This window comes from Rhodococcus sp. 06-156-4 (assembly GCF_002259345.1).
In the GTDB taxonomy this organism is placed as follows: domain Bacteria; phylum Actinomycetota; class Actinomycetes; order Mycobacteriales; family Mycobacteriaceae; genus Rhodococcoides; species Rhodococcoides fascians_E.
In genome coordinates this window covers 241,931-254,437 of the sequence record NZ_NPGB01000015.1, presented here as the reverse complement: position 1 = coordinate 254,437, position 12,507 = coordinate 241,931, and the positions used below count along the sequence as shown (strand labels likewise).

Annotated in this window: 10 protein-coding genes and 1 pseudogene; 4 read left to right on the top strand and 7 right to left on the bottom strand. The window is 61.4% G+C overall.

All coding sequences use genetic code 11. From position 1 onward, the window contains the following. Nucleotides 1-44 precede the first annotated feature (44 nt). Nucleotides 45-1,316 carry a hypothetical protein gene (locus CH290_RS10570; RefSeq protein WP_230620880.1) on the bottom strand — a complete coding sequence of 424 codons (1,272 nt, stop codon included), beginning with the start codon at nt 1,314-1,316 and terminating at the stop codon, nt 45-47. Between the two features lie 661 nt (nt 1,317-1,977). On the opposite strand from CH290_RS10570, the gene CH290_RS10565 reads away from it, so the two are divergent. Next, nucleotides 1,978-2,637, top strand: a complete 660-nt coding sequence (locus CH290_RS10565) for a helix-turn-helix domain-containing protein (protein WP_052083048.1) — start codon at nt 1,978-1,980, stop codon at nt 2,635-2,637. A gap of 409 nt (nt 2,638-3,046) precedes the next feature. Here the strand turns inward: CH290_RS10565 and CH290_RS10560 are convergent, their stop codons facing one another. From CH290_RS10560 to CH290_RS10550, 3 genes are all read right to left on the bottom strand, one after another. After that, nucleotides 3,047-4,456: a cytochrome P450 gene (locus CH290_RS10560; RefSeq protein ID WP_052083049.1), complete on the bottom strand. Its 1,410-nt coding sequence runs from the start codon at nt 4,454-4,456 to the stop codon at nt 3,047-3,049. Continuing rightward, a complete protein-coding gene (locus tag CH290_RS10555) occupies nt 4,453-5,559 on the bottom strand; it encodes a DUF6545 domain-containing protein (protein ID WP_212555949.1) in 1,107 nt (368 codons plus the stop codon). The genes CH290_RS10560 and CH290_RS10555 overlap by 4 nt, the downstream gene beginning before the upstream one ends. Nucleotides 5,560-5,627: 68 nt before the next feature. Beyond that, complete coding sequence (locus CH290_RS10550) at nt 5,628-6,116, bottom strand: hypothetical protein (RefSeq protein WP_230620882.1); 489 nt, start codon at nt 6,114-6,116, stop codon at nt 5,628-5,630. A 413-nt stretch (nt 6,117-6,529) separates the two neighbouring features. Between CH290_RS10550 and CH290_RS30535 the strand changes: the two are divergent. Both CH290_RS30535 and CH290_RS10535 read left to right on the top strand, forming a co-directional pair. Next, nucleotides 6,530-7,646, top strand: a pseudogene (locus CH290_RS30535) (site-specific integrase). 655 nt (nt 7,647-8,301) lie between these two features. After that, the gene (locus CH290_RS10535) at nt 8,302-9,168 is read left to right on the top strand and encodes a pentapeptide repeat-containing protein (RefSeq protein WP_052083050.1); all 867 of its coding nucleotides are present in this window, start codon (nt 8,302-8,304) and stop codon (nt 9,166-9,168) included. 204 nt (nt 9,169-9,372) lie between these two features. Here CH290_RS10535 and CH290_RS10530 read toward each other — a convergent pair whose 3' ends face one another. The 3 genes from CH290_RS10530 to CH290_RS10520 all read right to left on the bottom strand — a co-directional run bounded on the left by CH290_RS10530 (nt 9,373) and on the right by CH290_RS10520 (nt 11,221). Continuing rightward, nucleotides 9,373-9,618, bottom strand: a complete 246-nt coding sequence (locus CH290_RS10530; RefSeq protein WP_033188405.1) for a hypothetical protein — start codon at nt 9,616-9,618, stop codon at nt 9,373-9,375. A 4-nt stretch (nt 9,619-9,622) separates the two neighbouring features. Next, entirely contained in the window at nt 9,623-9,988 is a 366-nt protein-coding gene (locus CH290_RS10525) for a DUF2255 family protein (RefSeq protein WP_033188406.1), read from the bottom strand. 195 nt (nt 9,989-10,183) lie between these two features. Further along, entirely contained in the window at nt 10,184-11,221 is a 1,038-nt protein-coding gene (locus CH290_RS10520; protein ID WP_170947634.1) for an alcohol dehydrogenase catalytic domain-containing protein, read from the bottom strand. A gap of 263 nt (nt 11,222-11,484) precedes the next feature. Here CH290_RS10520 and CH290_RS10515 point away from each other — a divergent pair, with 263 nt between their 5' ends. After that, a complete protein-coding gene (locus CH290_RS10515; RefSeq protein ID WP_033188408.1) occupies nt 11,485-12,501 on the top strand; it encodes an aldo/keto reductase in 1,017 nt (338 codons plus the stop codon). Nucleotides 12,502-12,507: the final 6 nt, after the last annotated feature.

Genomic DNA, 12,507 nt, shown 5'->3' with positions numbered 1-12,507 from the left:
GCGTAGTCCTTCCTGGCGTGAATAATCTGGGACGAAGAAGCAGGTCAGGCAGGTAGCAGACCGGCGAGGGTGGCGTTTACCTGATCGAGGACCGGACCCGCCGCGGCAGCGGCATCGGCAACGGTGGGTTGCTGGAGCACTGTCGTCGTGAAGCCCTCTACCGCAGTGGCGGCCGGTTCGATCCAGGTGTTCGCGTCGCTGACGGCGCGCTCGACGACCGGTGCAGCGTTCTGGATGGCGGTGTTGGCCTGCGCGAGCAGATCCGGGCCCGGTTCGGTGGTCAGAGGTGCTGGGATCACCGGGAGCTGATCGGCGGACGGACCGGTCGGGGCGGCCTCGATGGCAGGCACAGGTGCCAGTGCTGGCTCTTCGGTAATCGTTGCTTCGCCGCCCGCGGCCGCGCCGCCGAGTAAGCCGCCGGTGACCGCCCCGATGGCGGTTGTGGTCGCAACGATCGGCGCCGAAATAAGCGCTCCCGCACCAGCGCCCACGGCGGCACCAAGCCCGGGAACGAAAATGAAAAGACCGGGCCCAACCGCTACGACGGCGGGAGACAGGATCGGCGTTGCGGCCACTCCGAGCCCAACTCCGATTGCCGTACCGCCGGCAGTGATGGCAGTGCCGGGAACGAGACCCGCACCGAGTCCGACCAGCCCACCTGTGACGGCCCCTCCTACAGTGCCGGCGGCGATACGGTCCGCGCGCGGTGCATCCGCCAAACCGTTGTCGACGAGCAGGTTTCCACCGTCCGCCTGGATCGCCTGGAACGTGTTCGAGAGCTGGCGAGCGAACGTCGGGTCGACGATTGCGGGATCGAAAGGAACGGGGTTCGCCCCGACCAGGACTGTGTTCTCCGGTGTCTCGATCGGCACGATTTTGGTGCGTTCGATCGTGGGCACGGGTGCGGTTTCCGGCACCGGGGCGGGGGCTGCAATCTCGGGATCAGTGGTGACGGCGGGGCCCTGGATCGGGACCGGAGTGTTGTCGTAGATCGCGGGGGCTGTGTCGTAGGATGGCTGTTGACGGCCGGCGTTGTAGTCATCGACCGTGCGGGTCTCGCCGGAGTAGTCGTACAGCGGTGTGTAACCGGGCAGGTAGGTGTCTTCGGCGGGAGCTGCAGGAGCTGGGCGAGGTGTGGTGGTCACCCCTGGTTGTGAGCCCTGGGGGCTGGTGACGCCAGGCTGCGAGGGCGCCGCGTTGGCGGGCGTCGCTACCAGCCCCGCGATGGCCACCGCAGCGACAGCGGGCAACGCCTTGATCACCCGCCCCCGTGCCGGCTGTGCGCGGTGCTGCGCTACTCCTGCATTCGCTGTCATTGCGATCAGTCCCTTTCTACTGCGACCCGCGGTGTGCAGGCCGTTGTCGTGAATTCAGATGGTGTGCAGCCATTTCCGTCTTTCGTTGGTTCGGGCGCGCAGCGGCGCGCAACAGGCTCTGCTTGGCGCAACGGCCGGGTGGGGCTCGGGGGCGCCCCACCCGGCATCAGGCCGTCCAAGGGTCGACATAGGCGCGGGGGTTGTCGCGGCCTGTGTCCCTGGACGGAGCTTGTGATCGGCTGGGCCCCGTCGCCGGTGTCAATCCCGATGAGAAGGTCGGCGCGACGTCCACTGCGCGAGCACCGATCCGTCGTCGCCGATGAACTGATGCATTCCATCGTGGCCACGTTCACGCGAACATGCTTGTAGCTCAGCAGTCTTTCTGTTCTGTGTGAGCGCTGGGCACCATTCGAGCGACGCGACAGTTCCGTGGTGATGCTCGGATGCACCCGTCATCGTTCCGCCTCCGGGTGGCGATGTGCAGTCCTGGGAACGGTCCCGGTCCCCGTGATCGGCTTCATATCTGTGACCAATGCGTTCCTTCCCCCGAAGGTTGAGCCAATGTGGCATGCAAACCAAAATATAACAAAAACAAGACGTAAATACAGCATAAAAATGTGTTCTTGTTGTCACTATGTTTGGTTTTGCTTACGATCCGTCCATGCAAGACCACCGTCGTTTCGCGCAGGCAGTTCGCGAACGGCGTCAGCAGTTGGGGCTGAGTCGGGTTCAGGTACGTGACCGTGGAGGCCCATCGGAGCCAACGTTGACCCGGATCGAGCGCGCCGAGATCACCGATCCGTCGCCGGCAACACTGGCCAAACTCGACTCCGGTCTCGCGTGGACTGCTGGCAGCGCAGCACGACTGCTGAGCGGCGGTAGTCCCCGCAGCAGCGATGCACCAGCTACCGCAGGCCAGGTGGCTTTCCCGGATGTGGACCGTATCGCGCTCGATATCGCAACGGTCACGGACCTGATCAGCGTATCGACGCGACTAGCCGAGCACGCTGAACAGCGGGCCGAGGACACCGACCTCCGGTCTATCGCGGACGATCTGAGTAGCGCGCTTCATCCCGTCTACGGGACGTATGTGACCCAGTTGTTCGAAGCTAACCGGCGCGAGCACGGCACGTTGTCACCGATCTTCGCGGCGTTCTCGCATCTACTCGACGAACCAAACAATGCCGTCGATCCGGACGAATTCGAGGAGCGGCAATATCGCAGGTGGCTGGCGGGCAGAACGAGCGGAATCGACACGGCGACCGACGAGCGTTTTACCCGGCGACTCCAGGCAAGTCATGAAAACAGGGGAGGGCAGTAAATTGACAGAGAGTGTCGAACTACCGGTGTCGTTGGCCGAGCGAGTCAACACGCTCTTCCGGTTGTGGAGAGCGGAGAACGGAGCGGAGCAGTCGAACGCGGAGGTAGCAGCCGCAGTCGCAGGTTCGGGCGGCCAGCTCACTCCAGAAGCGCTCGCAGCCATTCGACATGGAGACCTCACCGCGGTCTCCCATGTCGAGTTATCGCTTCTTGCAGATCATTTTACGGTCGATGCTCGGTACTTGACATCGCAGAGCGGCGCCGGACTTCATGAGCAGCTGGTGTTTCTGTGTGAGTTGGCAGGTTCCGGTTTGAAGGGGATCTACTTGCGCGGAGGGGCTGCACCGTCTGACCTCCGCTCGATATCGGAGATTGTGCGGAGTAGCCGTCGGGGGTGCGTTGCGCGCACGTCAGCGAATGTGGGCACGTAGCCGAAGGCCGTCCGGCTTGAGGGTGATCATCTCTTTGACGCGTAGCTCGTAGGAGGGGTCAGCCTCGAGTTCGAAGTTCCGGAGCAGGGCGGCCAAGGTCAACAAAATCTCATGCTGTGCGAACTGTCGGCCGATGCACGCTCGCATCCCAGACCCGAACGGCTTGTAGAGGTCGGGACGGCGAGCACGGATCTTCTCGGGTAGGAAGCGGTCGGGGTCGAACTTCTCGGGGTCGGCGCCCCACTCGGAATCTCGATGTAGCTGGAGTAGAACCACGAACACCCATTCTCCCTTCTCGAAAGGGTACTGACCGCCAAGCAAGGTGTCCGCGTTTGCTTTTCGGAAGTAGCCAGGTGCTACCGGCCACAGTCGGAGCGTCTCGTCCAGAACTCGACGGAGGTATCTGAACTTGGAAACTTGCTCGAACGAGATCTGATCGACGTCGCCTGGCCATATCGTATCCACCTCCGCGCGAGCGCGGGTGGCGATTTCCGGGTTGGTGGCCAAGAAGTGGAGAGCGAACGCAAGCGCCCCAGCTGACGTCTCATGGCCCGCCACCAAGAACGTGATGATCTGATTCCGAATGTTTTCGGCACTGAGGCGATCGCCTGTGTCCGGGTCTGGCGTGTTCAGCATGCGATCCAGCAAGTCACTCTCGAATGGGCGTTCGCCATCCGAGATTCGCTTGGCTACGACGTCGTCGACAAGTTCACGAATCGACGCTACGTCCCGAGCGTGTTGGGCCTGCTCCTTGCGGAACCATGTCCGTTCGATCAGTGGATGAGAGTAGGCCGAGCGGTTGACATAGGTGAGGGAACGCGACATCTGTTCGACGAACGGATGAGGGTACGGACGGGTGAACGACTCGAAGTCATAGCCGAATCCGGTGCGTCCGATGATTTCCAGAGTGGTCTTGTTCATGTCGTTCGGAACATCCAGCCACGTCTCTGATCCGCGCGCAGACCACGAATCAACTAACTGGTTCACGACGTCACCCATCACATCGTGGTACTGGCGCATGGATTTCTGGGTGAAAGCCTGCCCAAGGATGGCGTGTGCTTTGGCCCAGTTCGGCTCGGAGTTGTGGGCTGTGAACAGTCCGTCGTTCGCAATCGACCGTAGGTTGCGAATCGGGACGCCGAGGAACTTCGACCACTTCGTATCGTCGTTTATCTCCTCGACGAGCTCTGGACCGGATACATATGTCACTCTCGCACCCAGGATGCGGCGCTCGTAGATCGGTCCGTACAGCTGCGCTCCGCGCATGCCCCATTGGCTGGAATCTGTCACGTGGAGATCGAGAACGTCTCCGAGTAACGGTAGACGGTGGGGTGGGTGCGGGAGAACACGATCGGAACTGAGAATTCGGTCGACCGGAGTCGTCGTCATGCTGGACCCTTCACTCTGCTCGCAGGATTGATCTCAGGTTCGGTCACGGAATAGGTATGGAAATGACTCGCTGCTCTTTTCCACTGTGAAGCAATAGCTTTGAGTGCTCTTGTTTCGCTACCCGACGCCGGCGTGAGTCTCACGGCCGCGGACGGAAGTCCAGGAGCGTTGTTTGCAGACTTCGAGGCAGCAGCATCTCGGAGCGCAATCGCAGTCTGAAGTGCTGTGTCGTCGACGGAAGGCTGAATGGACGTGAAGTGCTTGAGTATCAATATCGAATCCCGGATCTCAATCGTCATGCGATGGAGCCGACGACCTGCGGAAACTGACTCCTGGTCTTGATCGGGGACGTAACGCACTTCTGGGCAGGAGCTGGTGAGATCGAACCAGAGTTCTTGGAGTGCTCTGACGTCGCGTGTCGTTCGGTCGATGCCGAAGCGCTCAAGAACAACGGAACATGCAGGGAGCGCAGCACATACAGCACCGAGTCCGACCATCAGGACAAAATTGTTCTCGTTCATCGCGAACCGAAGTTGAACGAACTCCTTTTCAACTCCCTGCGAGGCGAACAGTGCACTCGTCATGATTGAGGTGGCTTCCTCGGCAGCCCAGAGTCCAATCGCCCCGATCACGAGGTAGGACAGAACGTGTCGGGGCGCGAGGGCGCCCCGGTGAAGTTCGGACACACAAGCTTTCAATAGAACGAACGCCATTCCACCAACCCATATAGCGAACATCGCGAAGTACGCGATAGTTCTCCATCCCTCAGCTTTGTCTATGTACTGACCCGACTTCCGGGCGCCGGCCCCGACCAGGAGCATCAACGGAACGAAGCTCGCCGCGGTCGCGTAGACCGCGGAGCTCAACCACGATGGTTCGCGGTCCTGCAGGGTCCAGGACAAAACGACCATGAAGAACGGCGCCATCGCAAGCACAATGACGGTCGTGCTCAGCTGCCTGGTGAGCCCGACTGACAGATACTCGGGCGAGATGGATGCCAACGTCTCCTGCACAACGCTTTCCCGGAACACACATCCGGTCGCCGCCAGAGCAAGAACCGCCGTTATACGCCGCTCGCCAGCGCTCGCGTCGAACCAGGTCAAGCGAATCCCTACTACTACATATGCAATAACGATGGTCGGCCACGCGATTGCAGGAATAACCGACGACGTCACGCGCGACTGCCCCACAAGGAAGTCATGGGCGCCGAGCGTCGATAGGGGGAGTAGCTTCCCGCCATCAGGAGGTCTGCGAACATCTCTGCTTCGCTCTCCTGCTGGTCGTCGAAATGAGACCGGCCCAAAACCTTTTCGATTCTGGCAGTGTCGATGTCGGGAAGTAGTCGCTGGATTGTGACGAGTCCTGACTCGCGGTCCTCACACCTATGATCGAGAACCATGTGGCCGACCTCGTGAAGAATCGTGTGGTCGACATGGTAATCGGATGTATCACTGTCATAGACGATCTCGTCGTGATCGGCGTAGGCAAGCCACAGTCCGCATGGTGTGCCTCGCTGTGCCGTCTCGACCGCCATCAATGACACAGGCCGTCCGCGGTGTTCACCAAGGTTCGCCAGGAAAGTCTCCCGGTTCCACGGCCTGGGCACCAAACGCTCGAAATCCCGGCGAGCGCGCATTACTCTGGTTGCAGATTCATTCACTGGGTCCCCCTCCCGGAGTACACCATACAAATGACACCGGTCTCGGTCTACACCTCGTCGTTCATCGGTGGTCTGCTGACTGTGCGGCCAGCAAGCTCGGCACGCAGTGAAGTGAGTATCACGTAGTTGCGGTTTGCCCAAACAACCGCAACTATGCCGTCCGCGGTACCGAACCGTCGTCAGACAGAGGCGAGGTCCGATGCGGAAGGGTGTCGCTTGTATTGTCTGCAGAAGTGCCCTGAAGAGGCAATCGGACGTTGCACCGGTAAGTTGCATTTTCCGCACCGTCTCTGGGAAAACGCTAGTTCAGCACAGTTCTTGCTAGGCAGACTGTCGGTGACCTGCGCCAGGCTGCCCGCATGGACTTCCGGCCGGGCCGATCACATGAGGTGAGCACTTCGGACCGCACAGCCATGCTTGCGTCAACCGCCGTGGAGCCTGAGATCCCACCGGCCGTGGCGAAACGGATCGCGAAAGCCGTCGAAGCCTCCCGCTCCGACGGCACTCGCCGCACCTACGCCGCCGGATGGCGACGCTTCGCCGGTTGGTGCGAGCGGGAAGTGCACGTCGCGTAGCCTGCGCACCCGGTATCTGTCGCCGCCCACCTCGTCGACGCCGCCGACACCCGCACCGAAACGGGCGAGCGGGCCTACGCTGTCGCCACTTTCGGCACCTGGATCGCGGCGATCAACAATCGGCACCGCACCACGGGGCATCTGTCTCCATCCGCACACGAACTGGTCACCGCCACGCTGTCGGGGATCCGGCGGGAGTATGCCTCAACGGGGGACCGCCCCCGCGCACCTCGAGACCCATTGCTGGTCAACGACATCAAGATTCTTGTCGCGACGGCTCGGGAACGGTGCCAGGGCTGGGCCGACGAGGTGCTCAAACGTCGAGATTCTGCGATCCTGCTGCTCGGGTTCGCCGGCGCATTTCGACGCAGCGAACTATCCGACCTGGTGTGCGGAGACGTCACCGTGCACGGGCACGACGGCCTCCACATCCGGCTACGAAATCGAAGACCGACCAAGAAGGCAGGGGAGAGGTCAAAGCGTTACCGTACACAGAGTCCCACGAGACCTGCCCACCCTGCGCGTACGTCCGCTGGGCACAGGTCGTCGCCGCGTTCGATGCCGGTGACAGGCCCTCGGTCATCCGACTCCTCCGCAACAAGGAACCGTTCGACGCGCATGTGTGCCGTGGGGGAGTGCCCCGCACCGCCGCCCGCGCACCGCTACTGCGGACAGTCGCGACGAACGGCAATCTTGGCAACACCGCACTATCCGGGTCTGCGATTCATCAGACCATCCGCCGCCACGCCGAACACGCCGACTACGCCCCCACCGCCCTCGCAAAACTCGGTGGGCACTCGCTCCGCGCCGGTTCGTCACCCAAAGCACCCGCAACGGCGCCAACGGACCCGCCATCGCCCGACAGACCGGACACGCCAGCCTCGACTCCGTCGAGGTGTACTGCCGCGAACACGCCCCACTCCTCGGAGACGCCGTTAACGATATTGGGCTTTAGCGCACAAACCACACAGACGTACAGCGGCATATGCGCGTCGATCTCGTCGGCACGTGCCTGCAATAGTTCGTACTCAGCCACGACGCGGAATGAAGCAACCTGTTCTTCAAGGCTCCTCACGCGGACGGTGGTCGCGGCTAGTTGACCTCTTAATTCCGAGACAGTTCCGATCACGAGTCCGAACGCCGGGTCTTTCGTCGCGGCTTTAAGCTTTCGTCGGAGAGACTCACGGCTTGCGAGTTGCTGATAGCCAGCGGCCAGCCGCCAGTCCAGACTGAGGAGATAGGCGGCGTTCGTAGTCGCTTCTACAACAGACTGCGCGCAGGTCGCAGGCGAAGAAGACATGCAATACATCGTCACGATGAACAGCGACGACCTATCAAAAGCCCAGCAGTACGACACCGCACTGGCCGACGACGTGATCGCCCCCCCGTCACACTGATGCCTACGAACACGGCGGACTGTTCGGTTATCACTTCGAATGATCAAACTGACCGGGCCAATGCCGTAACTCGATCGTCCTGGGCAGGAACGTTGCGAAGTCACCCCTTGTAAACTTGATAGGCACCTCCACGTCGGCTGGGGCCGGACCACGTAACAGTCCAAACGCAAGCCACCCGCGCGAGGGGGTGTTATCGCTTGGAATAATAGCTAAGTGGCCAACTCAAGATCCTATCCGTCCAAGTGGAAGTCCTTCTGGTTTTGGACTTCATTACTCGCAGTCATCCTCGCCCTGGGCGCGCTGGTCGCTTTGATATGGGTTGGGTCAGCGAAAGAGTGGTTCGCTGAACGCTTCTCCGGCGTGTACACCCCAGCGGGTGCTGTACTCGTAGCAGCACTGGCGTCGCTCGGTGCTGCCCTGAACTACTACCACCAGGCTAAAGACAGGCACGATCGAGAAACCGAAGAAGCCAACCACAAACGCGAAGCAGCACTTTGGGAGCGCTTTCACAAAGCCGCGGAAGCCTTCGGCACAAAAGAGCGGGATCTCGTCGGTATTCGTCAGGCCGGTGTGTATGCGCTCTGCGGCGTTGGCGACGACTGGGTCCGATACCGACGTGGATTAGGGGATGAGGAACAAGCCCTTAAGAACGAGGTGGAAACGATTGCTGATCTCCTGTGCGCTCAACTCCGGCGCAAAGCACACATCCCTGCATGTGGGATCGTCCGCGGTCCGTCCCACGAGAACGAATCGCAGGTCAACGACGCAATAATCAGCCAGTTGGCCGTTCGACTCAACGAACAACACGGAACATGGAAGGGGCTGGGCTTGATTCTTGATCTGCACGGCGCAGATCTGACTAAATCGTTGTGGGCCAACCTCGACCTTCGACAAGCCGTCTTGGTCGACGCAGACATGCGAGACATCGATCTGCGAAAGTCGTCACTCGCGGGGGCTGATCTGACTAGGGCCCAGATCGAGAAGGCGGACATAACCGGAAGCGACCTCACCTCAAGTCAGCTAGCGAAGGCTGACCAGGGACCGCACGGTTTCGTCGACAACACTCCGCCGTCGAACTAGCGTTCGCGCGCATCCACCAGGTCGTGCCCCAGCCGGCGCAGCCGTCAAGAAATCTTGACGGTGCGGTAACCGTCGCTCACGCAGCGTGCGCTTCACGGAGACTGTCGTCTGTTCGAATGACTCCGACACACCGCCTGTATACCGTTTGAATGAATGACCGGCGGCCGAGCTCGTTCACGCCTCCTCAAACCCGGCCGACCGCACTCAGAGAGACGGTGAGACGGGAAGAACGGTGATGCCGGTGTCGCGTTGCAGCGCGTCGATCAGGTCCGGCCGCTCGGTGAGTGCGTCGGTCTCGGTGACCACATAGCTGCCCGGAGTGTCGCTCGACAACGTTTTGGCGCCAGCGGCACCGAAGAGAGCCAGGCGTGCATGGGTGTGCGCCGAGATGATCGGTGTACCGTCCCGGTTTTCGGGCGATATGCGCTCGGCAGGTCGGAGTGGTCTCACACTGTTACTTCGGGTCGACGCGAAGCGTCGTATGTGTGGCCAGGTCACTCGTGATGCGTTCTACCGCTGAACCGGAGCCGTACTTGTGCCGGTAAGCGGCGTCTACTTCTTTGTCCGCTGAATCGTCGCGCGTGAACGTCACGTCCTTGATGACGCCGCCCGCTTCGATCCTTCCTTCACCCGCAGTCCGCGTCCCGCGGAACCATGCCGCTTCCGGGCCGTTCACCGATCGGACGTAGAGCGCATCCTTCACGCGTACTGCCCAGATGATGGTGAGCTTGCGCAGCGTGCCGTCTTTTCGGCGGCCGGCGATACGCAATTCGCCCGCTCGTCCGACGGCGTCCAGTTCGGCGGAATTCCATTCGGTCATTGTGTCTACACCTCTCAGATCCCCTGTGAATCAAGGTAAGTCAGAATAATCAACAGCACGATCACTGCCGTGAACAGTAGGGCCGTCGCGCGTCCGGGCCCTGGTTCCGGTTCGTCATCGCGTCCGGAGCGAGGGTCGGGATTCTTCATGGATCCCGCCACCGGCGGTAGGGCTGATTCGTAGACATCGAGTCGGTCACGGTCGGAGGAGCACCTTGAGTGCTTCGCGGCTGTCCATCGCCCGGTACCCCTCGGCCGTATCATCGAGTGACACGGTCCGGTCGAAGACCTTACCGGGCTCGATCTTGCCGTCTAGGACGTCGGGGAGGAGCTCTTCGATGTAGGCGCGCACGGGTGCCGGTCCACCGGTCAACGTGATGTTAGGCCCGAACAGGCTGCCGAATCCGACACCTGCCTCCTCGTACTGGGGCACGCCCACGCGGCTGATGACACCGCCTGGGCGGACGACACGCACAGCCTGCTCGTACGCTGGCATGTGGCCCACGGCCTCGAGGACTGTGTGCGTGCCATTGCCGCCGGTGAGCTCGAGGACTTTGGCGATGCCCTCGTCGCCGCGCTCGGCGACGACGTCTGTTGCGCCGAACTCGATGCCGAGATCGGTCCGTGCCTTGTGGCGTCCCATGAGAATGATCTGCTGTGCACCGAGGCGCTTGGCAGAAAGTACCGCGGACAAGCCAACTGCGCCGTCCCCGACGACGGTCACGGTGGTGTCTGCATTCACCTTCGCCTTGACGGCGGCGTGGTAGCCGGTGCCGAAGACGTCGGACAGGGTCAGTAGTGAGGCGAGAAGAGCGGAATCCTCACCCGCCGGAGCCTTGACGAGTGTGCCGTCGGCGAAGGGAACGCGAACTGCCTCGGCCTGGCCGCCGCCGATGCCGCCGGCTGCCCAGAATCCACCGTGCTCGCATGACGTTTGTAGGCCTTCGCGGCAGAACTGGCACGTGCCGTCCGACCACGCGAAGGGTGCGATGACGAAGTCACCCCTCGCGAGCGTGCCGACGTCCTTGCCGATGTCCTCGACTACACCGATGAATTCGTGACCCATCGGTGTTCCCTCGGGCGTAGCTGCCATGTTGTGGTACGGGTGTAGGTCCGACCCGCAGACGCATGCACGAACTACGCGAACGAGCGCGTCGGTGGTCGACTGGAGTATCGGGTCTGGCACGTTTTCGACACGGACGTCTCCTGCGCCGTACATGAACGTAGCTCGCATAGCGGTGGTTGCCTTTCGAAAAGAGTGTTTCGGCGCGGCTTGAATCGAACAGTCACTTACCGCGTGCCGAGCAGAATCCATTCAACGTTCTTATCGGCGCTTCTGGGAGTGACTGCTCATCCAGGTAATAGCAGTACCCCCTTGGGCACCGGGAAGACAGTGTTCGATACCCGATGTGTCCGGGGTACCGACAGGTCCTCCCTTCCGCGGCGGATCGCCCCTAGCCTCGATTCCGTCAATGCCTGAACAGAACGGAGACAACTATGGACTACCGCCTCTTGGGCCGGACGGGTGTGGAAGTAAGCCCTCTGTGCCTCGGCACGATGATGTTCGGTGAGTGGGGAAACAAGGATGTGGACGATTCGATACGAGTCATCCATCACGCGCTGGACGCAGGCATCAACTTCGTCGATTCGGCAGATGTGTACTCCGACGGCGGATCCGAGGAGATCGTCGGGAAGGCTCTGAAAGGCCGGCGCGACGACGTCGTGCTCGCGACGAAATTCTTCATGCCGATGGGCAAGGGCCCGAACCGCAGTGGAGGATCACGAAAATGGATTGTCCAGGAAGTCGAAAACTCGCTTCGGCGACTCGGAACGGACTACATCGACCTATATCAGGTCCACCGTCCCAGTGCAGTGATGGACGTGGAAGAAACACTCGGCGCTCTCACTGATCTGGTGCGCCAGGGAAAGATTCGCTACATCGGCTCGTCGTCGTATGCGCCGAGCCAGATCGTCGAAGCCCAATTCGCTTCTCGTGAAGCCAATCTCGCACGATTCGTCACCGAGCAGCCTCCGTACTCGATCCTGGTGCGCGGCATCGAACAAGACGTCCTGCCGACCACACTTCGCCACGGAATGGGAACGCTGACCTACAGCCCGCTTGCCGGCGGATGGCTGTCCGGCAAGTGGCGCAAGGATGCACCACCGGTGCCAACCTCGGCGGCTCGACCGAGTCCTCGCTTCGATATGTCGAGCGCGGCCAACCAGCAGAAGCTCGACATCGTCGACGCGCTCGCCACTGTGGCTGAGGAGGCAGGAATCAGCGTAATCGAACTCGCGATCGCGTTCGTGATCAACCACCCTGGTGTCACGTCGGCGATCATCGGTCCGCGCACGATGGAACAGCTCGTGTCCCAGTTGCCCGCAGCCGAGGTCACGCTGTCGACCGAGGTATTGGACAGAATCGATGAATTGGTGGCCCCGGGCGTTACCGTCAACCCCGATGACAATAGTTACGGCGCAACGGAACTGACAGTCGAGGCGCGTCGTCGCTGATCGTTT